Source organism: Amycolatopsis sp. NPDC104819 (genome assembly GCF_055583145.1).
This window is the reverse complement of record NZ_JBVJON010000009.1, coordinates 105,774-126,858: the sequence shown is the minus strand read 5'-3', so window position 1 is coordinate 126,858 and position 21,085 is coordinate 105,774. Positions and strand designations below refer to the sequence as shown.

Sequence of the window (21,085 nt, the reverse complement as noted above, 5' to 3'; positions counted from 1 at the left end):
GAAAGAGGCCGACCGAGGAGGAAGCGTGACAGCGAGGACGAGCCCCGCCGGGTGGGTGCTGCGGGCGGTGGCCGCGGCGCACGTCGTGGTGATCGCCGGGCAGCCGGTGTTCGCCGGGGTCTACCTGAGCGGGGACTACGACGGCCTGCGGCTGCACACGATCGGCGCGGACGTCGTTTCGTCGCTCGCCTACGTCCAGCTGGTCGTCACGATCGTCGTCTGGGCCCGGCTTCGGCGCGTCTGGCCGTTCCTCACCACCGTGCCGCTCGTGGCGGCCGAGACGGTCCAGTACTTCGCCGGGCTGGACGGCGCGCTGTGGCTGCACCTCCCGCTCGGGGTCACGACCATCGCGGCCCTCGTCGTGCTGACCGTCGCCGTGTGGCGGCGGCCGCTCGCGCGGGAGGCCGCCGATGCGTGACGGACTCACCCGCCGCCAGGTTCTCGGCCTTGGCGGTGCCTTCGGAGTGCTGGCGGTCACCGGGTTTTCGACGGCTGCCGCGCTGGCCCGGCGGCCGCCCGTCACCGGCGCCGAGCTGCGCAGCGCCGTGCCGCTGCCACCCGCGTTCCAGGTGCCGCTGCCGGTTCCCGCCGTGCTGAAGCCGACGAGCCCCGGCCGTTACGAGATCACCCAGCGCGTCGCGGAAGCCGAGGTCCTGCCCGGGATCCGGACGCCGCTGTGGACCTACGACGGCACCTTCCCGGGGCCGACGATCGAGTCGCGCCGGGGCCGTCCGGTCACCGTGACGCACCACAACGAGCTGCCCGTGCCGACCGTGGTGCACCTGCACGGCGGGCGGACGCCGGCGGCGTCCGACGGTTACCCGACCGACCTCGTGCTGCCCGCGGGCTGGACGAGCCACCACACGATGCCCGATCCGCGGGCGGTCACCACCACCCGGACCCGCGGCTACACCTTCCCGCTGGACCAGCGCCCGGCGCTGCTCTGGTACCACGACCACCGGATGGACTTCACCGCTCCCGCGCTCTGGCGCGGCCTCGCCGGGCTGCACATCGTCCACGACGACGCCGAGGACGCGCTCGGCCTGCCGGCGGGGGCACGCGAGCTGCCGCTGATGATCGCCGACCGCGCCTTCGCCGCCGACGGCACGCTCGACTACCCCTCGGTGGACGCCACGCTGCGGGAGCGGCCCGGCGTGCGGGAAAGCTTCCTGGGCGGCGTGCTCGGTGACGTCGTCCTGGTCAACGGCGCCCCGTGGCCGATGCACGAGGTCGACGCGGCCCGGTACCGGCTGCGGATCCTCAACGCGTCCAACGCCCGCCACTACGAGCTCGAGGCCGTCACCGACGACGGCCGCCGGCTCGCGCTCGTCCAGGTCGGCGCCGACCAGGGGCTGCTCGCCGCGCCCGTCACCCACTCCTCGCTGCCGATCGCGCCGGCCGAACGGTACGACCTGGTCGTCGACTTCGCCGGGATCCCGGCCGGCGGCCGCGTCCGGCTCCTCAACCGGCTCGGGTCCGGGCGCACCGCCGAAGTCATGGCCTTCGTCGTCGCGCGCGCCGCCCGCGACGACAGCCGGGTCCCGGCGGTCCTGTCGGCGGACCTGCCGTCCTGGGACCGGCCGGCGCGCACGCGGGAGTTCTCCTTCCGCGCCGGGCAGCTGGCCGACGGGAGCCACGGGTGGCTGATCGGCGGGCGCCCGTTCGACCCGGCCCGCACGGACGTCACCGTCCGGCTCGGCGACGTCGAGGTGTGGCGGCTGGTCGCCGACGTCCACCACCCGGTCCACCTGCACCTAGCCGGGTTCCGGATCCGGTCCCGCGGCGGGCGGGCGCCGCTGCCGCACGACGCGGGGCTCAAGGACACGATCTCGCTGCGGCCGGGCGAAGCGGCGGAGATCGTCACGCGGTTCGACGGGTACCGCGGACGTTATCTCTTCCACTGCCACAACGCCGAACACGAAGACATGGGCATGATGGCGAACCTCGAAGTCACCTGACACCGGCTGTCGCGGGCCGTCCCCTGTCCGGGGTGCGGACGATCCCGATCGTGGGGCCGGTGCGGGTGACGGACCACCGCGCGCACGGTCGCCGCTGGGCCAGACGGGCAAGGCCCGCGGAGCGCGAGTGAAGCTCCTTGTCCAGCGGAAACACTCCTCGCTAGCGTCGACGGCGAGGGGACGACACCGGGGTGCCCGGCGATCCCCTTGCCTGTCAAGGAAAAGGACGAGGAGCTCGCTGATGACCGCTACCGACCAGCCCGTGACCCGCACCGCGTACCAGCAGTCGGTCGCCGACTACTGGAACGCGGAAAAGGATCCGGTGAACCTCCGGCTGGGCGACGTCGACGGTCTCTACCACCACCACTACGGGCTCGGCGACTACGACCCGGCCGTGCTCGAAGCGCCGGAGGCCACGCGCGACCAGGCGATCATCGCGGAGATGCACCGGCTCGAAACGGCGCAGGCCGACGTCCTGCTCGACCACCTGGGCCGGGTCGCGCCGTCGGACCGGCTGCTCGACGCCGGTTGCGGCCGCGGCGGCTCGAGTGTGATGGCCCACCAGCGCTTCGGCTGCCAGGTCGACGGAATCTCCATCTCCGAGCAGCAGGTGCGGTTCGCGAACGAGCACGTCCGGCAGCGCGGGATCGACGGCTCCGTCCGCTACCACCTGCGGAACATGCTCGACACCGGCTTCGAGTCCGGGATCTTCCAGGGCATCTGGAACAACGAGAGCACGATGTACGTCGACCTGCACGAGCTGTTCGCCGAGCACGCGCGGCAGCTCAAGCCGGGCGGCCGGTACGTGACCATCACCGGGTGCTACAACGACGTCACCGGCGGCCGGTCGCGCGCGGTGAGCCAGATCGACCAGCACTACATCTGCAACATCCACGCCCGCGGCGACTACTTCAAGGCGTTGTCCGACAACGGTTTCGTCCCGATCAACGTCGTCGACCTGACGGCGGCCACGATCCCGTACTGGGAGCTGCGGGAGCGATCCTCGGTCGCCACCGGCGTCGAGAAGCCGTTCCTGACCGCCTACCGCGAAGGCAGCTTCCACTACCTGCTCATCGCCGCCGACCGCGTCTGAGGCAGGGGGCGGTCACGAGGGAGACGACCATGACCGGAACCGCACCCGCGTGTCCACAGTGGACCACCGGCGGGGCCGCGGGGCTGCTGGCGGGACCGTTCGGCCTCGGGACGTCGGCGGCGCGGATCGCGACGCAGTTCGCGCCGGCGCCCGGGCAGGATCCGGCGTACGCGTACCTGCCGTGGGGTGACGGCAGCGCGTCGCCGTTGTACTGCCCGGTGGTGGGCCGCGTCGACGACGGGCTCGCCGCCGAGGTCGACCGGCGGCTGGTCGCGTGGGCCGCGGACTGCGGCTTCACGGGGGCGGGCCTGGACCAGATCGCCGACGCCGGGTTCGGCCGGCTGGTGATGCTCGCCCACCCCGACTGCGACGACCCCGACCGCCTGCTCGTCGCCGCGCAGCTGAACGCGGTCTGGTGGGCGGCCGACGACTACTACGCCGACGACAGCACGCTGGGCGCGGCGCCGACCGAACTGCCGCCTCGCCTGGCGCTCGTCATGGCGGCCATGGACCCCGTCGCGCCTGCCGGGGAGTTCTCGGCGCCCCTCGACGAAGCCCTGCGGGCGGACCCGATCCTCGTCGGGCTCCACTCGGCGGTCGGGCACCTGGGCCGGCACGGCTCCCCTGTGCTGGTGCAGCGGGTCTGCTACGCGACGTTCTCGATGTTCGTCAGCTGGGACGCCTACGCGGCGTGGCGCCACACCGGCCGTTACCCGCCCGCTTGGGAGTACCTGGCGGCCCGCCAGCACGACAGCTTCTACACCTCGATGACGCTCGTCGACGCCGTCGGCGGGTACGAGCTGGCCGCGCCGTTCTACTACGACCCGCGGGTGCGGGAGGCGATGATGCGGGCCGGGACGGCGTCGGTGCTGGTCAACGACCTGCATTCGGTGGCGAAGGACGCTGCCGACGAGAAGCCGGTCTGCAACATGGTGCTGCAGATCGCCGCGGACCGGGGCTGCCCGGTCGAGGAGGCGGTCGAGGCGACCGTCGAGCTGCACAACAAGATCGTCCACGAGTTCGAGGACGGCCACCGGGCGCTGATGGCCGTCCCGTCGCCGGAGCTGCAGCGGTTCCTCGTGGGTGTGCGTTCCTGGATGGGCGGCGGCTTCACCTGGCACGCCACCAATCCCCGTTACCAGTGACCCGTTCCGACCGAAGCAACTGATTGGGTGGTTCTCGCTGTGACTGTCACCGACCCGGTGGAGACCGAACAGGCGCCGTTGAGCCTCGGACGGGCCGCGGCCCGCACCCTGGCCACCACGACCAAGTCGGTCCCGCAGATGCAGGGCATCTCCTCCCGCTGGCTGCTCAAACTCCTCAACTGGGTCGAGGTCTCCGGCGGCGCCTACCGCGTCAACCGCCGCCTGTCCTACTCCGTCGGCGACGGCCGCGTCACCTTCACCACCACCGGCGCCGACGTCCGTGTCATCCCACCCGAACTCGGCGAACTCGCCCCCCTGCGCGGCTACGACGACGAAGACGTCCTCACCGAACTCGCCTCCCGCTTCACCCAGCACGAATACGCCCCCGGCGACGCCCTGGTCGAGTTCGGGTCCCCGGCCGAGCAGGTGTTCCTCATCGCCCACGGCAAGATCACCAAGGTCGGCACCGGCGCCTACGGCGACCAGACCGTCCTGGGCACCCTCGCCGACGGCGACTACTTCGGCGACACCACCCTGGTCCGCACCGACGGGATCTGGGAGTTCACCGCCAAAGCCGTCACCACCTGCACCGTCCTGTCCCTCCCCCGCCAGGTGTTCGACGACGTCCTCTCTCGCTCCGAGACCCTGCGGGCGCATCTGGATGCTTATGTCGCGGGTGGGGCCAGTGCCCGCAACGACCACGGCGAAGCCGAAATCTCCCTGGCCTCGGGCCACGACGGGGAACCGACCCTGCCAGGCACGTTCGTCGACTACGACGCCTCCCCGCGTGAATACGAGCTGTCGGTGGCGCAGACGGTGCTGCGGGTCCATTCCCGGGTCGCGGACCTCTACAACCAGCCGATGAACCAGATCGAACAGCAGCTGCGCCTCACGGTGGAGGCGTTGCGGGAGCGGCAGGAACACGAGCTGGTCAACAACACCGACTTCGGGTTGCTGCACAACGCCGACTTCGCCCAGCGGATCCCGACCCGGACCGGGCCGCCGACCCCCGACGACTTCGACGAGCTGCTGGCTTTGGTGTGGAAGGACCCGGGGTTCTTCCTGGCGCATCCGAAGACGATCGCGGCGTTCGGGCGGGAATGCACCAAGGCCGGGGTGTATCCGGACGCGGTGGACCTGGGCGGGCATCAGGTGCCGGCGTGGCGGGGGGTGCCGATCCTGCCGTGCAACAAGATCCCGGTCACCGAGACCCGGACCAGTTCGGTGTTGCTGATGCGGACCGGGGAGCAGGCCCAGGGTGTGGTGGGGTTGCATCAGACGGGGTTGCCGGATGAGTACCAGCCGGGGTTGAACGTGCGGTTCATGGGGGTGAGTGAGCAGGCGATCATCTCGTATCTGGTGTCGGCGTATTATTCGGCGGCGGTGCTGGTGCCGGATGCGTTGGCGGTGCTGGAAAGCGCCGAAATCGGCCGGGAGAGCTGAGACCCGTGACGGTCACCGAAGAGGCGTCCGTGCAGCTGTCGCTGAGCGTCACAGCGGCACGGACCCTCACGACGACAACCAAAACCCTGCCGCAGATGCGCGGCATCACCACCCGCTGGCTGCTCTCCCAGCTGCCCTGGGTCGACGTCCCCGCCGGCTCCTACCGCGTCAACCGCCGCCTCACCTACACCATCGGCGACGGCAAAGTCAGCTTCTTCACCACCGGCTCCCGAGTCCAAGTCATACCCGCCGAACTCACCGAACTCGAACTCCTCCGCGGCTTCAGCGACGAACAAGCCCTAGCCGCCCTCGCCGACGCGTTCGAACAACGCGAATACGAACCCGGCGCCACCCTGCTCACCGCCGGGGAACCACTCGACACGCTGATTCTCATCGCCCACGGCAAAGTCACCCGCCACGGCCGCGGCGAATACGGCGACGAAACCACCCTCGGCACCGCCACCGACGGCGACCACCTCGGCGCCGAACTGCTCGCCCGCGACAACACCACCTGGACGTTCACCGCCCGCGCCGCCACCCGCGTCATCGCCCTCGTCCTGCCCGCCACCACCTACGCCCGCCTCAACGGCCGCTCCGAACCCCTGCGCGCCCACGTCACCGAAGCCATCGGACGACCACGGAAACCGCAGAACCCCAAAGGCGAAGCCACCATCGACCTCTCCGCCGGCCACGACGGCGAACCCATCCTCTCCGGCACCTACGTCGACTACGACCCCTCCCCGCGCGAATACGACCTCGCCGTCGCCCAAACCGTCCTGCGCGTGCACAACCGCGTCACCGACCTCTACAACCAGCCCATGAACCAGCTCGAACAACAACTCCGGCTCACCGTGGAAGCGTTGCGGGAACGGCAAGAACACGAACTGGTCAACAACACCGACTTCGGACTCCTGCACAACGCCGACCTCAAACACCGCCTCACCACCCGCACCGGCCCACCCACCCCCCTCGACCTCGACGACCTGCTCTGCCGCCGCCGCAAAACCAAATTCTTCCTCGCCCACCCCCGCGCGATCGCCGCGTTCGGGCGGGAATGCACCGCCACCCGCGTCTACCCCGACACCGCCCTGCTCGACGGGAAACGCGTCATGACCTGGCGCGGCGTCCCCATCCTGCCCTGCGACAAAATCCCCGTCACCGACACCGGGACAACCTCGATCCTGGCCATGCGCGTCGGCGAAGACGACGCCGGCGTCATCGGCCTGCGCCCCAAAGACCTGCCCGACGAATACCAACCCGGGCTCAACGTCCGGTTCATGGGCATCAACGACCGCGCGGTGACCTCCTACCTGGTCAGCGCCTACCACTCCGCGGCCGTGCTGGTCCCCGACGCGCTCGGCGTGCTCGACGACGTCGAAATCGGGCGCTGACCCTTGCGCCCCAGGAGGTGGAACACGCGGCTGAGCGCGCGGTAAGGGTCGCGGCGGCCGGCTTCGAACTCGACCGCCGCCACCCGCTCCGCGTCCGCGGGATCCGGTTCGGCGCCGGCGAACCCGAGCCAGTCGACGAACAGCCAGACTCCGTACCAGTCCTGCGGTTCCACACCCCGGCTTCGAAGGAGCTCGCTCAGTTCCTCGACCGTGTCGGCGCGGGTCGGCACCCCCAGCACGCCGATCTCGGTGGTGCGGTCGAACGCCGCCAGGGCGTCGTCCCACCGCTGTTCCAGCGCCGGCCGCACGGCCATCGTGTGGGCGTTGCCGGTCATGATCGAGACCAGGCCGCCGGGAGCGGCGCACCGGCAGAGCTGCTCGACGAGCGGCTCCGGCCGGTCGAGGTACCCGAGCACCCCGTGGCACAACACGGCGTCGAAGTGCCTCCCCTGCACCGCTTCTTCGGCGTTCTCACCCGCGGCGTGCACAAACGTCACCTTCGGACGGATGGTGTCGGTCAGCCGCTCGCGGGCCTTGTCCAGCATCGCCTCGGACGGGTCCAGCAGCGTCACGTCGTACCCGGCCCGGGCCAGCGGGAACGACTGGTGGCCGGCGCCGCCGCCGACGTCGAGCACCGTCGCCGGTGGTGGGGGCAGGTGCTCAAGCAGCTGGCGGTGCAGCACGTACGTGCGCACGCGCCCCTTCACCGTCGCGTAGGCGCCGTCGGCGAACTGGCCGGCCAGGGCGGCCCAGGTGTCCTCGCTCACCGCCCCAAACTACCGTTCACGCACTCCGATTTGCGTTCGACGCAATCATCCATTGCCAAAATTGCGTGGCACGAACACCATCGCGGCTCCTAACTTCGGACTTGTACCGAATTCCCCGAAGAAGGAGCAAGACATGCACGTGTTCGTCACCGGAGCGACGGGGTGGATCGGCGCGGCCGTCGTCGACGAGCTGCTCGGCGCCGGGCACGAGGTCACCGGCCTCGCCCGCTCGGACGACGCCGCACTGGCCCTCGGCAAGAAGGGCGCGCGGGTCCGCCGCGGCGACCTCGACGACCTCGACGGCCTCCGCGACGGCGCGCTCGACGCCCACGCCGTGGTTCACCTCGGCAACAAGCACGACTGGGCCAACCCGGCGGAGAACAACCGCACCGAGCGGGCCGCGATAGAGACGATGGCCGGCGCGCTCGCCGGCACCGATCGGCCGTTCCTGTTCGCCGGCGCGCTCGCGGGCCTGGTCCAGGGCCGGCCCGCGCTCGAGTCCGACGTCTCCCCCGCCGTCGGCCCGGACGCGATGCGCGGCGGTGGCGAGAACCTCGCGCTCGAGTACGTGGCCAAGGGGGTCCGGGTGGTCAGCGTGCGGTTCGCGCCGTCGGTGCACGGAGCCGGCGACCACGGGTTCCTGGCGGCCATCACCGCGGCGGCGCGCAAGCACGGCGTGTCCGCCTACCCCGGCGACGGTGCCACGGCGTGGTCCGCGGTCCACCGCCCGGCCGCGGCCCGGCTCGTCCGGCTCGGCCTGGAAAGCGCGCCGGCGGGGTCGCGGCTGCACGCCGTCGCCGAGGAAGCCGTGACGACGCGCGAGATCGCCGAAGCGGTCGGGCACACGCTCGACCTGCCGGTGGTGTCCGTCGAGCCGGAGCGGGCCGCGGAGCACTTCGGGTTTGTCGGCCGGTTCTTCGCGACCGACATGGCCGCGTCGAGCGCGGTCACCCGGGAGCTGCTCGGCTGGACACCGACCGGGCCGACGCTGGTCGAGGACATCAAAGCGGGTGCGTACGCGTGAAGGCGACCGTGACGGCGTTCATGCTGGTCAAGACGACACCCGAGTGGCTGGCCCTGACCGTCGAACAGCGGATCGAGGCCTTCCGCACCGAGGTCGTCCCGGTGGTCGAGGAGAAGACGAAGGGCGTCCGGTCCCGCTTCTACGACACCGAGTTCTACTCGGCGCGCGTGACCGACGTCTGGGTCTGGGAGGCCGTCGACCACGACGCCTACCAGCGCCTGGTCGACGCCCTGCGCGAAACCCCCTTCTGGGACCGGTACTTCGAGGTCGCCGAAATCCTCGTCGGGGTCGAAAACGGCTACGCCCGCACCTACGGGACGGACGCCGTCACGACCATCACCACCTAGAGGACAAAACCGGCGGGGAACGGGTCATCGGGATCGAGCAGGTAGGTGGCGGTCCCGGTGATCCAGGCCCGGCCGGAGAACTCCGGGACCACCGCCGGGACCCCGCCGACCGTCGTTTCGCCGACCAGCTCGCCGGTGAACGTCGTCCCGATGAAGGAGCTGTTCTCGAACGGCGTGTGCAGCGGCAGCTCGCCGCGCGCGTGCAGCTGCGCCATCCGGGCGGACGTGCCGGTGCCGCAGGGCGACCGGTCGAACCAGCCGGGGTGGATCGCCATGGCGTTGCGCGACACGCGCGCGTCCGAGCCCGGGGCGAGGAACTGGACGTGCTTGCAGCCGCCGATGAGCGGGTCGGCCGGGTGCCTCGGCGGCCGCTGCTCGTTGATCGCGCCCATGATCGCCAGGCCGGCGGTCAGGATCCGGTCCTTTTCGGACCGTTCGAACGGGATGTCCACTTGGGACAGGTCGAGGATGGCGTAGAAGTTGCCGCCGTAGGCGAGGTCGTAACGCACCTCGCCGAGGCCGGGCACGTCCACCACGGCGTCACGCTCGGCGAGGAAGGACGCGACGTTGCGGAGCTTGACCCGCTCGGCGCGTCCGTCGCGGACCGTGACCTCGGCGTGGACGAGCCCGGCCGGGGTGTCCAGGCGCACGACGGTCGTCGGCTCGGTCACCTCGACCATGCCGGTCTCGACCAGCACGGTGGCCACGCCGATCGTGCCGTGGCCGCACATCGGCAGGCAGCCGGAAACCTCAATGTAGACGACACCCCAGTCGGCGTCGTCGCGGCACGGCGGCTGCAGGATCGCGCCGCTCATCGCCGAATGCCCGCGCGGCTCGTGCATGAGGAACTGCCGGATGTGGTCGAGGTGCGCCATGAAGTACCGGCGGCGCTCGGCCATCGTGTCGCCGGGGATCGGGGCGACCCCGCCGGTCACAACCCGGGTCGGCATGCCCTCGGTGTGCGAGTCGACCGCCGTGATCGCGCGTGAGGACCGCACTACGCCACCCCCAGCGCGTCGAGCGCGCGGCCCATGTCGGCGCGGACCTGCTCGCGCTGGACGTCCGACAGCGGACCCCGCGGCGGGCGGCACGGGCCGCCGTAGCGGCCGACCAGGTCCATGCCGAGCTTGATGGCCTGGACGAACTCGGTGCGTGAGTCCCAGCGGAACGCGGCCACCAGCGGCTCGTACAGCGCCCGGGCCTCGTCGAGCTTGCCGGCGGTGGCGAGCTCGAACAGGCGCGCCGACTCGGCCGGGAAGACGTTGGGGAAGCCGGCGAACCAGCCGGTCGCGCCCATCAGCAGGCTCTCCAGGACGACGTCGTCGGCGCCGCTGATCACGGCCAGCCGCGGCGCGCGTTCGCGGATCTCCAGCACCCGCCGGACGTCCCCGGAGAACTCCTTGACCGCCACGACGTTGTCGATCTGCGCGATCTCTTCGAGAAGGTCGGGCGTGAGGTCGACCTTGGTGTCGAAGGGGTTGTTGTAGACCATCACCGGCAGGCCCACCGACGCCACGGCTTCGAAGTGGGCGACAACTTCGCGGCGGTTGGCGCGGTAGAGCGTCGGCGGGAGGCAGAGGACCCCGTGCGCGCCGTCTTCGGCGGCCGCTTCGGCCCAGTGCCGGGCCTGGTGCGCGCCGGGCCCGTGGACACCGACGACCACGATCCCGTCGGCGCCGACGGCCTCGATCGCGGTGCGGGCGACCCGGCGGCGTTCGTCGTCGGTGAGCGAGGAGTACTCGCCGAGGGAGCCGTTCGGGCCGACGCCGCGGCAGCCGTTGGCGACGAGCCAGCGGCAGTGCTCGGCGTAGGTGTCGTAGTCGACGGCCAGCCCGGCCGGGGCGGTGTCGTCGACCCGGTAGGGCAGCGCGGCCGCGACGACCACACCCCCGAGGTCGCGGGTGCTCATGGGTGGGTCTCCTTCGGGTCGGCGAGCTCGCCCAGGCGGATCGGCTGGGCGATCGGACGGTGGTGGCGCTCGGCGCCGCCGCGGAGCTCGGCGACGGCCGGGCCGCAGATCCGGCCCTGGCAGGGCCCGAGCCCGGCGCGGGTGCCGAGCTTGAGCGCGTGCGGGCCGGCGTCGGCCGCGTCTTTCAGGGTGCGGTAGGTGGTTTCCTCGCAGCGGCAGACGATCGTGTCGTCCCGCAGCCAGCCGGGCCAGGCGGCGCCGATCGGATGGGCCTTCGCGAGCCGGCTCGCGAAAGCGTGGGCACGGTTACGTGCGCGGAGGAGTTCCGGGCTCGGCGTGCCCCCGGCGGCGGCGCACCCGGCGACCGCGCCTTCGGCCGCGGCTTTCAGCGCACCGCCGATCCCGGTGATCTCCCCGGCGGCGAAGACGTTGGCGACGGTGGTGCGCTGGTCGTCGCCGACGCGGACAAAACCGCCGCCGAGCTCGCACCCGGCGGCGACGGCCAGTTCGGGTTGGGGGGTGAAGCCGTGCCCGACGCAGACGGCGTCGACCTGGAAGGTCTTTTCGGTGCCGGGCACCACGGACCAGTCCGCGCGGACGCGGGCGGTGACGGCTTCGCGGACCCGGTCGTCTCCGCGGGCCTCGACGACAACGCGGCCGAAGCGGTACGGGACGCGGTGGCGGGCGAGAGTCGCCAGGTAGTGGGCCAGTTCGCCGGCCTTGTCGGTGTGGAGACCCCATCCGTTGAGGACGGTCGTGGCGCGGTTGGCCTCGAGAACGGCCGCGACCTCGGCCCCGACGTCCAGGAGCGATTCGGCGACGGGCAGCAGAAAGGGCCCGGCCCCGGCGACGAGCACCCGCCGTCCGACGGCGACTCCGTCCCCCTTGGCCAGCGCCTGGGCGGCGCCCGCGGTGAAGACACCGGGGAGCTGCCAGCCGGGGAAGGGCAGGGTGCGGTCGTGGGCGCCGGTGGCGAGGACGAGCGCGTCGGGCTCGAGGACGAGTTTTTCGCGGCCGGTTCCGTCGGGTTCGCCGCGCAGGACGTGGACTTTCTGGTTTTCGAGGGCCCAGACGGTGGTTTCGGGCAGCCAGGTGCAGCGCTCGGGCACCCGGCGGCGTTGCGTCCGGCCGGCTGGCTGCCGGACGGCGGGCAGGGTCCGGTGGAACTGGCCGCCGGGTGCGTCGGCCTGGTCGAGAAGAGTGACTTCGGCCCCGGCGGCGAGCGCGTGCTCGGCGGCGGCGAGCCCGGCGGGCCCGGCGCCGATGACAAGGACGTGGGTCATGCGTCCTGCCTCGACTGGGTGCGGATGTCGTCCCCGTCGGCGGCCCGGCGACGGCAGGCCCGGACGTCGGGGACGCCGTTGACGGTGAGGAGACAGTCGAAACAGGCCCCGATGCCGCAGAAGACCCCGCGCGGCGCGCCGGAACGGGTGGTGCGCCAGGAGGTCCGGCCCGCGGCGAGGAGAATCCCGGCGACGGTTTGGCCCGCGATCCCGGGGACGGGCACGCCGTCGACGGTGATGTGGATCGGGATGTCGATGCGGGGGATGGTCATGCTGCCGCCTCGGTGAGCAGGAGGTCCGCCGGATCTCCGGTGCAGGGGCGGATGCTCATGCCGCCGCCTCCGCCAGCACCGCCGGGCGGTTCACCGTGAACTCCCCCACCGGCATCGAAGGCTCGACCCCCGTCAGCATCTCCCGCAACAACCTCGCTGTCCCCACGCTCAAACCGATTCCCGCGCCTTCATGCCCCGTCGCGTGCCAGAGTCCTTCCAGCCGCGGATCCTCGCCGAGCACCGGCAGATGATCGTCGACGTACGGCCGGAACCCGCCGTACACCCGCATAACCGCCGCATCCGCCAGCGCCGGGAACAGCCGCAGCGCCTTCGCCGCGATCGCGCTCAGGGCCTCCGGGTGCAGGCTCTCGTCGAAGCCCACGCGGCGGCGGGACGAGCCGATCAGCACCGTGCCGCCCCGGGTCGACTCCACCACCGCCGACGTCTGCAGCTCGCCCGCGTCCGAACCGACCGCGCCGACGTAGTCCGCGTCGTACACCTTGTGGCGGACCACTCCCGGCATCGGCGTCGTCACCAGCACCTCGCCACGCCGGGGCCGGACCGCGATGGGCGCGCCCAGCCGCTCCGACACCGGCCCCGCCCACGGGCCCGCCGCGTTCACCACCACGTCCGCCGGGATCACCTCGCCCGCCGCGCGGACTCCGGTGATCCGGCCGCCGGTCACCACCGCGCCCGTCACCTCGGTCTCCGTGCGCAGCCGCACCCCCGGGGCCGCGCGCAGCAGGGCCAGCGTCGCGCCGGCCGGCTGGACCTGGGCGTCCTCCGGGTAACGGACGGCCGCCGTCACCTCGCGGGTCAGCGCCGGTTCGGCCGCCGCCAGCTCCGCCGCCGACAACGGCTCGGTCCGCACCCCCGCCGCCGCTTGTGCCGCGGCGAACGCGGTCAGCGCGGCCGCCCCGGCTTCCGTGGTCGCGACGACGATGCCGCCCTTCGGGTCGAACTCGCACTCCTCGCCGAGCGACGCCGCCAGCTCCGGCCACAACCGCGCCGAAAGCTGCGCCAGCGCGAGCTCCGCTCCTGGCCCCTTGTCCGAGACGAGGAGGTTCCCTTCACCGTGCGAAGTGGTGCCACCCGCGGGCCGGCCACGGTCGACGACGACCACGTCGGACCCGGCCAGGCCGAGCTCCCGGGCGCAGGCCGCGCCGACGATGCCGGCCCCGATCACCACCACCCGCGTTCGGTTCATCGACCCTCCAGCGTTCGGTATAGCGAACGATCGGAGGGTAGATCTCCGGCGGGAAGGGTGTCAATCCTGCAGAACGGGGTGCGGGCGGCCGTCGAGCCGCTCGTCCGCGCGGTATTGCAGCAGCAGGACCGAATGCACCGGCGCCTCGAGCGCGGTGTAGCTGTGCGGCTCGCGGGCGTCGAAGGCGACGTAGTCCCCGGGCCCGAGCTCGACGGTCCGCCCGGCCACCTCGACCCGCAGGCCGCCGGTCTGCACGACCGTGTGCTCGATCCCGACGTGCCCTTGCGACCGCTGCGGCGCGTCCCCGCGGACGAGCTGGTCGTACACCTCGAACACGCTGTTGTCGGCCTCGATCCGGCGCAGCGGCCGCAGGTCGACACCCTCGCCGCGGAGCACCTCGACGTCGGCGGCGCGCACCACGGTCAGGCCGCCGCGCGGCCGGCGGTCGAGCAGGTCGGAGATCGCCACCTCGAGGACCCGCGACAGGCTGAACACGGTCTCGATCGTCGGGTTCCCGGTGCCGGCCTCCAGCTGCGACAGCGTCGCCTTGCCGATGCCCGACTGCCGCGACAGCTCCGAAAGCGACAGCCCGCGCGTGGCCCGCGCCGCGCGCAGGTTCACCGCCAGCATGTCCCGGATGGACGGCCCGCCGTCTTCTGCCACCTTCTGCCCGCCGTTCGGTAAAGCGTACATTTTGCCGGTCCTCCGTTCGGCTTACCGATCGAAGCCAGCGTCATGATGCCACGTCGGGGCCGTTCAGGGGTCGTTTCGATCAGCTCGTGCCCGGCGTCGGTGAGCCGCACGGCGACCGCGCGCCGCGACGCCGCCGACGGCGACCGTTCGACGAGCCCCGCCTGCTCGGCACGGGTGATGCGCTGCAAGATCGCGCCCGCGGTGACCAGCGTCCGGCGGGTGATCTCGCGCGTCGTGAGCTCGTACGGCGGCCCGGCGCGCCGGATCACGCTCAGCAGGTCCAAAGTGGACGAATCGATGTCCAGCGCGGCGAGCGTGCGCCACCGGTCGTCGGCGAGGAGCTTCGCGATGCGCCAGACCGGCGTGATGATCTCGATCGACCCGGTGCGCACGCCGGGCAGCTCCCGTTGCCAGGCCGCGATGTCGGCCGCGGGCCACCGCAGGATCGCGTCCATCGGGTAGCCGTCGTTGGACATCCGCGATCCCGTGCAAGTGACGCACCTACGGACCAGCCGCGCAGGACCTCGAGATCGTGGCCACCATGCGAGCGGCAACATCGACTTCGTCACCGCGGACACCAGCAGCTCCGGCCTGGGTCAGGTGCTCTCGGCGTGGCGGGCGAACCTGGAGGCCGACCTGCTCAGCGCCGTGCTCACCACCACGACCGTGCTCGGCACGCTGCGCCCGGGCGACGCGATCGTCAACGTCGGGTCGATCGGCGCCGAGTCTCACGCAGCCTTCTTCGGCACGGCAAGCTCAGCGACCAGCGGCGCACGGCTCTGATCGGCGCAACCCACAACGGCCGCGCCGGACGGCCCGGCGACATCGCGTCAACGGCGGCGCGCACACCACCCGCTGAACCTCAGCCGGCGCGGCGGGCGAAGACCATCCCGATGTCGGCCGCCTCCTGGACGGTGTCCTGCTGCGCCTCGACGGTGAAACCGCGCGCGGTGAACACATCACGTACGAGGTCGCGGTTGCGCGCCCAGCCTTCGACCTCGACGACGGCCTGGCGCACCAGCGGCCAGTGCCGGTCTTCGATGCCGCGCAGCACGTCGAGCTCCGCGCCTTCGACGTCGACCTTGAGCAGGTCGATCGCGGTGATGGCGTGCTCGTCGAGGACCGCCGACAGCGGGCGGACGCGGACCCGGTGCGTCTCGAGCTCGCGCATCACCCGCAGCTTGCGGCCGACGAGCCCGCGCAGCACCGGGCCCGGGACCCGGCGCGCGGCCGGGCTGCCCTGGCGGATCATCTCGACGATGCTGGCCGTGACGCGCTTGCGTTCGGCTTCGACGTTGCCCGCGTCCCGCAGCGACGACGAGAAGAGCGTCGCCGCCGGGAAGTAGCTGAACGAGAGCTCGTCCTCGGCCGCGGCGAGCCCGAACGGCAGCGCGGTCAGCCGGCCGCCGAAGAAGTCGCGGGCGTTGCGCGCCAAGGTCTCGTGAAGCGGCGGCAGCGGCTCGAAGGCGAAGATCCGCACGTCGCCGTCGAGCCGCTCGTAGACGGCGGCGGAGAAGACGCCGACGTTGGCGCCGACGTCCAGGACGGTCGCCCCGGGCGCGAGCTCGACGCCGTGGGCGAAGTAGCCGCCGACCTCCTCACGGAGGAAGGAGACTTCCCACGGGTTGATGCTGTGGAGGGCGATCGTGTCCATGGTCACGCGCAGAGGACTACCAGCACCGGCCGCCGAGGTCCAGCCTCCAGGCGGCCGACGGAACTTAAGTCGGGGTCGGCGCGCCGCCGCGGGTCCGCCTAGATTGGCGGCATGACCTCCACCGCCGAGAAGGCCACCCTCCTGCAGGAGCTGCACGCCGCGCCGGAGCTGCTGCTCGTTGTCAACGTCTGGGACGCGATCACCGCCAAGGTCGTCGCCGAAACCCCGGGCACGAAGGCCCTCGCGACCCCCAGCCACGGCATCGCCGCCTCGCGCGGCTACCCCGACGGCGAGAAGATCCCGCGCGACGAGATGATCGCCGAGGTCGCGCTGATCGTCCGGACGGCAGGCGACCTGCCGGTGTCGGCCGACCTCGAAGCCGGGTACGGCGACCCGGGCGGCACCATCGCCCGCGCGATCGAAGCGGGCGCGGTCGGCGCCAACCTGGAAGACCAGATGAAGCCGCTGGCCGACGCGGTGAAGGCGGTCGAGGCCGCCGTCGCGGCCGCGCAGTCGGCGGGCGTCGACTTCGTGCTCAACGCCCGCACCGACGCCTTCCTCAAGGTCGCCGACCCCGAAGAGGCGCTGGCCGAGGCCCTCACCCGCGGCCGCGCGTACCTCGACGCGGGCGCGTCCAACTTCTTCGTCCCCGGCAAGCTCGACGAGAGCCAGGTCGCGCGGCTCGTCGAGGCGCTGGGCGAGCGCAAGGTCAACCTGATCGGCATCCCCGGCTCGATCCCGCTGGCCCGCGCGCAGGAGCTCGGCGTCTCCCGCGTGTCGTACGGCCCGTGGAGCCAGAACGTCGCCCTGACCGCCCTGGCCAAGCTGGCCGAGGACGTCTACGCCGGCGGCGGCCTGCCGGCGGACACCCGCAAGCTCAACTGAGGGCCGGGGTCAGGGACTCGAACGCAAGATCACCCTGGCCGCTCCAGCGTTCGACGGTGCCGGACCACGCACCGCACGACCATCGGGACCAGAGCCGCCGTGGCGACGAGCAAGGTGCCGAGGATGCGTGGGCCGGCACCGAACGCGGCGACGTGATCGGTGTTGCCGATGGCGAACACGACCGAGTCCGTCAGCCGCACACTCCATTCGAAAGCGAGCCAGCCGTTGTCGGGCACCAGCCAGTCCCAGTTCGGTGGGCCCCACGTGAACACCGCGCTCGTCACCACCGCATAGACCACACCACCGAGCAGAACCACGTTGGTTCCCGGGCTGAAGCTCTGCTTGTCCGAGAAGATCACCAACCAATACAGCGCCAACGCGGCCACGCCGAAGAAGATGCCCACGAGCAGTAGTTGCCACGGTCCCGCCCAAGACGACTTCGGAGGCCCCTGGAACGTGCTCTCGACCGTCGCGATCACGCCCAGCAGCGCGGTGACCCCGCCGGCGAACGCCCAGGACTCGGCCCAGTCGTGGCGCCACCTGCGTGCCCGGACCGGGCCGCTGAACCGGTGGACCGGCGGCGGCTCACCGAGCCCGGTCTCCTGGTGTTCCGCGGCGGCCCTGACCGCGTTGATCATCTTGGCGGCTTCGTCGCCGCCGTACTCGACGCGGACCTTGCGCTCGCCGAGTTCGAGCTCGTCCCGCCACCCCTGCACCGACAGCGTCACGAGAGTGTCGTACGGGATGGAGCACGGGACCGGTTCGCTTCTCAAGACGACTTCCCGGTCGGTGAAAACAATCTTCTTCCTCCCGAACTCCGCCACCCCGATCACCTCGGACGAGACACGGGCCGAGCGGCCGACCGTCGAGAGAATCGATCGGTTGTCGCGAACGAAATACGGCGCGACGTCGATTTTTGTGCCGAACTCGGCGCAGTGCGCGAGAAGTGCGGCGCGGATCGCGGCCGCGCGGTGCTCGGCGTCACGCGGTGCAGTGCGGAGGCGGTAGATCTCCTCATCGCCCACCCACAGCCGGATGTCCGGTTCCGAGGTGACGTCCAGCCGGGCACGAGGTCCGGTGCGTCCAAGGGTGAATTCGCAGTTGACCAGGTTGATGCCGTGGTAAGCGCGCCGCCCGTCGTTGAGAACGACTGCGGCGCTGTCGGACAGCGACCGGTACTCGACGAAGTACACCTCATGGCCATCCGACACGCGCAGCAAACACCTCGATCCGCCGGTCCGGACACGTTCGGCCGTCCACCGCGACTGCGCTTGCCGAAGCGGTGCCGATGGCTTTTCCCGAGCGCCGGGGCGCCGGGCGATCACGATGTCCCCCTCACCCGCGAATTTCAGTTGCGGGGTGATGACGCCCCGCCGCGTCAGCCGCTCGTGGACTTGTGTGTACAACTCGCCGATCGTGAGGTGACCCGTGGCTTCGCCATGACGGAGGACATCGACGATCGCTTCGGTGAACGGACTGGCCTTGTTCTTTTCGGCGTCACGGGCGAGTTGCGTGGCGCGGCTGCTGGCGAGGACGTAGCGGCCTCGCCCGGCGACTCCGGCCGCGATCTGCGGGACGGACTTGAACGCGCCGCTGTAGCAGCAGTCAAGCACGATGATCACGGTGGTGGCAGCGGACCGATCGATCATCGCGGTGATTTCGGCCGCGCCGAGCGCTGTTGTCAACAATCTTTCGTTCGTGTTCCGGGCGCACAGGTACAGGCCGCCGTTCACGTCGAGCAGACCGTGACCGCTGTAGTACACGAAGACGACGTCATCGCGCGCGGCGGTGGAGAACAGCGTGTCCAGTCCCTCCCGCAGCTCTTGGATCGCGTTGTCCACGAGAGGGACGACGTTCTCTCGCGGGAACAGCCCGACTTCGTCGTCGGTCAGTACCCGTCGCAGCTCCTTGACATCGGTGGCCGGCCCCTTGAGCTTCGCCAGTGAACGCGTGTCACCCGTGAAATGGCCGTTACCGATCAGCAGTGCGCGATAGTGTGGGTCGCCCGCCATCAGCGAGACCCGAGGCGCCTGCTCACGGCGTCGGTGAGCGTGCGGAACGAGGCCTGGTCGACGTTGGTGCTGGAGACCGTCACCGTGTGCTCGGCGCCGTCCTCGCCGGTCCAGGTCACCGACAACGTGCGGGTCTTGTCACGACTGAGCCACGCCCGGAAGCTCGCCACGGCAGCCGTGAGGGCACCGGACGAGCCGAGGGCAAGGATCACGGCGTCGGCCGCACCCTTCCCGCCGGGTACCGGGCGCCCCTCCCGCCGAACCGCACCGACCTCTTCTCGCAACGCGGTGTGCAGGGTCGAAACCTGGTCGAGCCAGCGCGGATCGTCCGGGTCGAACTTCTCCGTGCCTGCCGCGACAGTCAGTTCGGCGCTGCTCTCCACGTCTCCCCCAGTGGCTTGGATCCCCCAGCATAGCGGCCCCGGTTCGGAGATGGGGCCGCGCTCAAGGCCGCACCACGTCGACCCGCAGGCCGTGGTGGGCGGTGGCGATCGAGTGCACTGTGGACAGTCCGAGGCCGGCCGCCGAGGGGCCCGCGGCGGTGGTTCCGTTCCGGCTTCGAAGTGGTCGGCACGTTCGGGATCTGCGGCGACGTCGTCGGGGTCGAGCTCGGGGTGGGTCCACGCCCCGTGGGCGTTCGGAGCACCGGTCTCGGCCTGCTGACCACGCCCGTCTTGACAGGCGCGCTCACGCCGTCTATAAAACCATCTGGTTACAGAACCGGAAGGTTATGAATGAGCAGCACACTGGACGCGACGTTCGCGGCCCTCGCGGACCCCACCCGGCGGGCGATCCTCGCCCGGCTGGCGACCGGCGACGCCACCGTCACCCAGCTGGCCGAGCCGTTCGCGATGAGCCAGCCCGCGGTGTCGAAGCACCTGCGGGTGCTCGAACGCGCGGGGCTGGTGAAACGCGGCCGGGACGCCCAGCGGCGGCCGTGCCACCTGGTCGCGGAACCGCTCAAGGCGGCCACGGCCTGGCTGGCCGACTACCGCGACTACTGGGAGGCCGGCTACCGGCAGCTCGACGACCTGCTGAAGGACCTGCAGTCGTGACCGCCCCGCACCGGGGGCTGGAGGTCACCGAGGCCGGCGCGACCGGCCTGGTGCTCACCCGCGCCTTCGCCGCTCCGGCCGACCTCGTCTTCGCGGCCCTCACCCGGCCGGAGCTGCTGCGCCGCTGGCACGGCGCCCGCGGCTGGCGGCTGACCGGCTGCGAGGTCGACCTGCGGCCCGGGGGCGCCTGGCGGTTCGTCTCCCGCGGGCCCGACGGCGCGGAAATGGAGCTGTACGGCGTTTTCCGCGAGATCGCGCCGCCCGTCCGGCTCGTGCAGACCGAGATCCACCGCGGCTGGCCCGAAGGCGCCGCGGAAGTCACCACCGTGCTGGCCGAAACCGGCGGCCGCACGACCATGACCGTCACCGTGCAGTACCCGTCACCGGAAATCCGCGACCAGGTGGTGCTCAGCCCGATGCGCCGCGGCGCCGGTGAGTCCTACGACCGCCTTGCCACCCTCCTCGACCACCAGAAACGAGACCCGTCATGAACGAACCCGTCACCGAAGTCCCCGCCGACCCGAGCGCGATCGCCAAGGATCCCGGCAACCCGCCCGTGCTCCCCGGCGCGTTCCTGCTGGAGCTCGTCCCCGTGCCGGTCACCGACATCGACCGCGCCATCACGTTTTACCGGGACAGCCTCGGTTTCACCTTGGACGTCGACGTCCGCCCGGCGGACGGCGTGCGCATCGTCCAGCTGACCCCGAGCGGCTCGGCCTGCTCGATCTCCCTCACCGAAGGGGTGCAGCCCCTGGCCCTGCCGCCGGGGTCGATGCGCGGCCTGCACCTGGTGGTCGCCGACATCGAGAAGGCCCGCGCCGAGCTGGTCGAGCGCGGCGTCGAGGCGGGCCCGGTCGAGGACATGGGCGGCGTGTTCTACGTCTACTTCGCCGACCCGGACGGCAACACGTGGTGCCTGCAGCACATGCCGTGGCGGTGACGGAGCC

At 71.5% G+C, this 21,085-nt stretch carries 24 protein-coding genes; 13 read left to right on the top strand and 11 right to left on the bottom strand.

What is annotated here, in order from left to right:
• Positions 1-25: 25 nt before the first annotated feature.
• The 6 genes from ACZ63E_RS28710 (at position 26) to ACZ63E_RS28685 (ending at position 7,030) form a co-directional block, all read left to right on the top strand.
• Positions 26-418, top strand: coding sequence for a hypothetical protein (locus tag ACZ63E_RS28710; RefSeq protein WP_465339220.1), 393 nt, complete (start codon positions 26-28; stop codon positions 416-418).
• Positions 411-1,958, top strand: a complete 1,548-nt coding sequence (locus tag ACZ63E_RS28705; protein ID WP_465339219.1) for a multicopper oxidase family protein — start codon at positions 411-413, stop codon at positions 1,956-1,958. The genes ACZ63E_RS28710 and ACZ63E_RS28705 overlap by 8 nt, the downstream gene beginning before the upstream one ends.
• 241 nt (positions 1,959-2,199) lie before the next feature.
• Positions 2,200-3,051 (top strand): geranyl diphosphate 2-C-methyltransferase, encoded by an 852-nt coding sequence (locus ACZ63E_RS28700; protein ID WP_465314551.1) that lies wholly within the window; start codon positions 2,200-2,202, stop codon positions 3,049-3,051.
• Positions 3,052-3,080: 29 nt separating this feature from the next.
• Positions 3,081-4,196, top strand: a complete 1,116-nt coding sequence (locus tag ACZ63E_RS28695) for a family 2 encapsulin nanocompartment cargo protein terpene cyclase (protein ID WP_465339218.1) — start codon at positions 3,081-3,083, stop codon at positions 4,194-4,196.
• 39 nt (positions 4,197-4,235) lie between these two features.
• Positions 4,236-5,639 carry a family 2B encapsulin nanocompartment shell protein gene (locus ACZ63E_RS28690; protein ID WP_465339217.1) on the top strand — a complete coding sequence of 468 codons (1,404 nt, stop codon included), beginning with the start codon at positions 4,236-4,238 and terminating at the stop codon, positions 5,637-5,639.
• 5 nt (positions 5,640-5,644) lie between these two features.
• Positions 5,645-7,030 carry a family 2B encapsulin nanocompartment shell protein gene (locus ACZ63E_RS28685; RefSeq protein WP_465339216.1) on the top strand — a complete coding sequence of 462 codons (1,386 nt, stop codon included), beginning with the start codon at positions 5,645-5,647 and terminating at the stop codon, positions 7,028-7,030.
• Here ACZ63E_RS28685 and ACZ63E_RS28680 read toward each other — a convergent pair.
• Entirely contained in the window at positions 6,961-7,797 is an 837-nt protein-coding gene (locus tag ACZ63E_RS28680; RefSeq protein WP_465339215.1) for a methyltransferase, read from the bottom strand. The two genes, ACZ63E_RS28685 and ACZ63E_RS28680, sit on opposite strands and share 70 nt — an antisense overlap.
• A 133-nt stretch (positions 7,798-7,930) precedes the next feature.
• Between ACZ63E_RS28680 and ACZ63E_RS28675 the strand changes: the two genes are divergently transcribed.
• Positions 7,931-8,821, top strand: coding sequence for an NAD-dependent epimerase/dehydratase family protein (locus ACZ63E_RS28675; RefSeq protein WP_465339214.1), 891 nt, complete (start codon positions 7,931-7,933; stop codon positions 8,819-8,821).
• Entirely contained in the window at positions 8,818-9,168 is a 351-nt protein-coding gene (locus ACZ63E_RS28670) for a darcynin family protein (protein ID WP_465339213.1), read from the top strand. Before ACZ63E_RS28675 ends, ACZ63E_RS28670 begins: the two co-directional genes overlap by 4 nt.
• Here the strand turns inward: ACZ63E_RS28670 and ACZ63E_RS28665 are convergent.
• The 7 genes from ACZ63E_RS28665 to ACZ63E_RS28635 are packed head-to-tail and all read right to left on the bottom strand — an operon-like array spanning position 9,165 to position 15,008.
• Complete coding sequence (locus ACZ63E_RS28665) at positions 9,165-10,166, bottom strand: proline racemase family protein (RefSeq protein WP_465339212.1); 1,002 nt, start codon at positions 10,164-10,166, stop codon at positions 9,165-9,167. The genes ACZ63E_RS28670 and ACZ63E_RS28665 overlap by 4 nt on opposite strands.
• The gene (locus tag ACZ63E_RS28660) at positions 10,166-11,077 is read right to left on the bottom strand and encodes a dihydrodipicolinate synthase family protein (protein ID WP_465339211.1); all 912 of its coding nucleotides are present in this window, start codon (positions 11,075-11,077) and stop codon (positions 10,166-10,168) included. Before ACZ63E_RS28660 ends, ACZ63E_RS28665 begins: the two co-directional genes overlap by 1 nt.
• Positions 11,074-12,360, bottom strand: coding sequence for an FAD/NAD(P)-dependent oxidoreductase (locus tag ACZ63E_RS28655; RefSeq protein ID WP_465339210.1), 1,287 nt, complete (start codon positions 12,358-12,360; stop codon positions 11,074-11,076). The genes ACZ63E_RS28660 and ACZ63E_RS28655 overlap by 4 nt, the downstream gene beginning before the upstream one ends.
• Entirely contained in the window at positions 12,357-12,632 is a 276-nt protein-coding gene (locus ACZ63E_RS28650) for a (2Fe-2S)-binding protein (RefSeq protein WP_465311771.1), read from the bottom strand. Before ACZ63E_RS28650 ends, ACZ63E_RS28655 begins: the two co-directional genes overlap by 4 nt.
• A 55-nt stretch (positions 12,633-12,687) precedes the next feature.
• Positions 12,688-13,839: an NAD(P)/FAD-dependent oxidoreductase gene (locus tag ACZ63E_RS28645; RefSeq protein ID WP_465339209.1), complete on the bottom strand. Its 1,152-nt coding sequence runs from the start codon at positions 13,837-13,839 to the stop codon at positions 12,688-12,690.
• Positions 13,840-13,899: 60 nt separating this feature from the next.
• Positions 13,900-14,532 (bottom strand): helix-turn-helix domain-containing protein, encoded by a 633-nt coding sequence (locus tag ACZ63E_RS28640; protein WP_465339208.1) that lies wholly within the window; start codon positions 14,530-14,532, stop codon positions 13,900-13,902.
• Positions 14,457-15,008 (bottom strand): MarR family winged helix-turn-helix transcriptional regulator, encoded by a 552-nt coding sequence (locus ACZ63E_RS28635; RefSeq protein WP_465339207.1) that lies wholly within the window; start codon positions 15,006-15,008, stop codon positions 14,457-14,459. Before ACZ63E_RS28635 ends, ACZ63E_RS28640 begins: the two co-directional genes overlap by 76 nt.
• A gap of 16 nt (positions 15,009-15,024) precedes the next feature.
• Between ACZ63E_RS28635 and ACZ63E_RS28630 the strand changes: the two genes are divergently transcribed.
• A complete protein-coding gene (locus ACZ63E_RS28630; RefSeq protein WP_465339206.1) occupies positions 15,025-15,315 on the top strand; it encodes a hypothetical protein in 291 nt (96 codons plus the stop codon).
• Between the two features lie 79 nt (positions 15,316-15,394).
• Here the strand turns inward: ACZ63E_RS28630 and ACZ63E_RS28625 are convergent, their stop codons facing one another.
• On the bottom strand, positions 15,395-16,186 hold the full coding sequence (locus tag ACZ63E_RS28625) for an FkbM family methyltransferase (protein ID WP_465339460.1): 792 nt from the start codon (positions 16,184-16,186) through the stop codon (positions 15,395-15,397).
• 111 nt (positions 16,187-16,297) lie between these two features.
• Here ACZ63E_RS28625 and ACZ63E_RS28620 point away from each other — a divergent pair, with 111 nt between their 5' ends.
• A complete protein-coding gene (locus ACZ63E_RS28620) occupies positions 16,298-17,071 on the top strand; it encodes an isocitrate lyase/PEP mutase family protein (RefSeq protein ID WP_465339205.1) in 774 nt (257 codons plus the stop codon).
• A gap of 29 nt (positions 17,072-17,100) precedes the next feature.
• Here the strand turns inward: ACZ63E_RS28620 and ACZ63E_RS28615 are convergent, their stop codons facing one another.
• Positions 17,101-19,083, bottom strand: coding sequence for a caspase family protein (locus ACZ63E_RS28615; protein ID WP_465339204.1), 1,983 nt, complete (start codon positions 19,081-19,083; stop codon positions 17,101-17,103).
• On the bottom strand, positions 19,083-19,466 hold the full coding sequence (locus ACZ63E_RS28610) for an effector-associated constant component EACC1 (protein ID WP_465339203.1): 384 nt from the start codon (positions 19,464-19,466) through the stop codon (positions 19,083-19,085). The genes ACZ63E_RS28615 and ACZ63E_RS28610 overlap by 1 nt, the downstream gene beginning before the upstream one ends.
• 351 nt (positions 19,467-19,817) lie before the next feature.
• Here ACZ63E_RS28610 and ACZ63E_RS28605 point away from each other — a divergent pair, with 351 nt between their 5' ends.
• The 3 genes from ACZ63E_RS28605 to ACZ63E_RS28595 are packed head-to-tail and all read left to right on the top strand — an operon-like array spanning position 19,818 to position 21,078.
• Positions 19,818-20,138: an ArsR/SmtB family transcription factor gene (locus tag ACZ63E_RS28605; RefSeq protein WP_465339202.1), complete on the top strand. Its 321-nt coding sequence runs from the start codon at positions 19,818-19,820 to the stop codon at positions 20,136-20,138.
• Positions 20,135-20,629: an SRPBCC family protein gene (locus tag ACZ63E_RS28600; protein ID WP_465339201.1), complete on the top strand. Its 495-nt coding sequence runs from the start codon at positions 20,135-20,137 to the stop codon at positions 20,627-20,629. The genes ACZ63E_RS28605 and ACZ63E_RS28600 overlap by 4 nt, the downstream gene beginning before the upstream one ends.
• Positions 20,626-21,078 carry a VOC family protein gene (locus tag ACZ63E_RS28595; protein ID WP_465339200.1) on the top strand — a complete coding sequence of 151 codons (453 nt, stop codon included), beginning with the start codon at positions 20,626-20,628 and terminating at the stop codon, positions 21,076-21,078. Before ACZ63E_RS28600 ends, ACZ63E_RS28595 begins: the two co-directional genes overlap by 4 nt.
• Positions 21,079-21,085 lie beyond the last annotated feature (7 nt).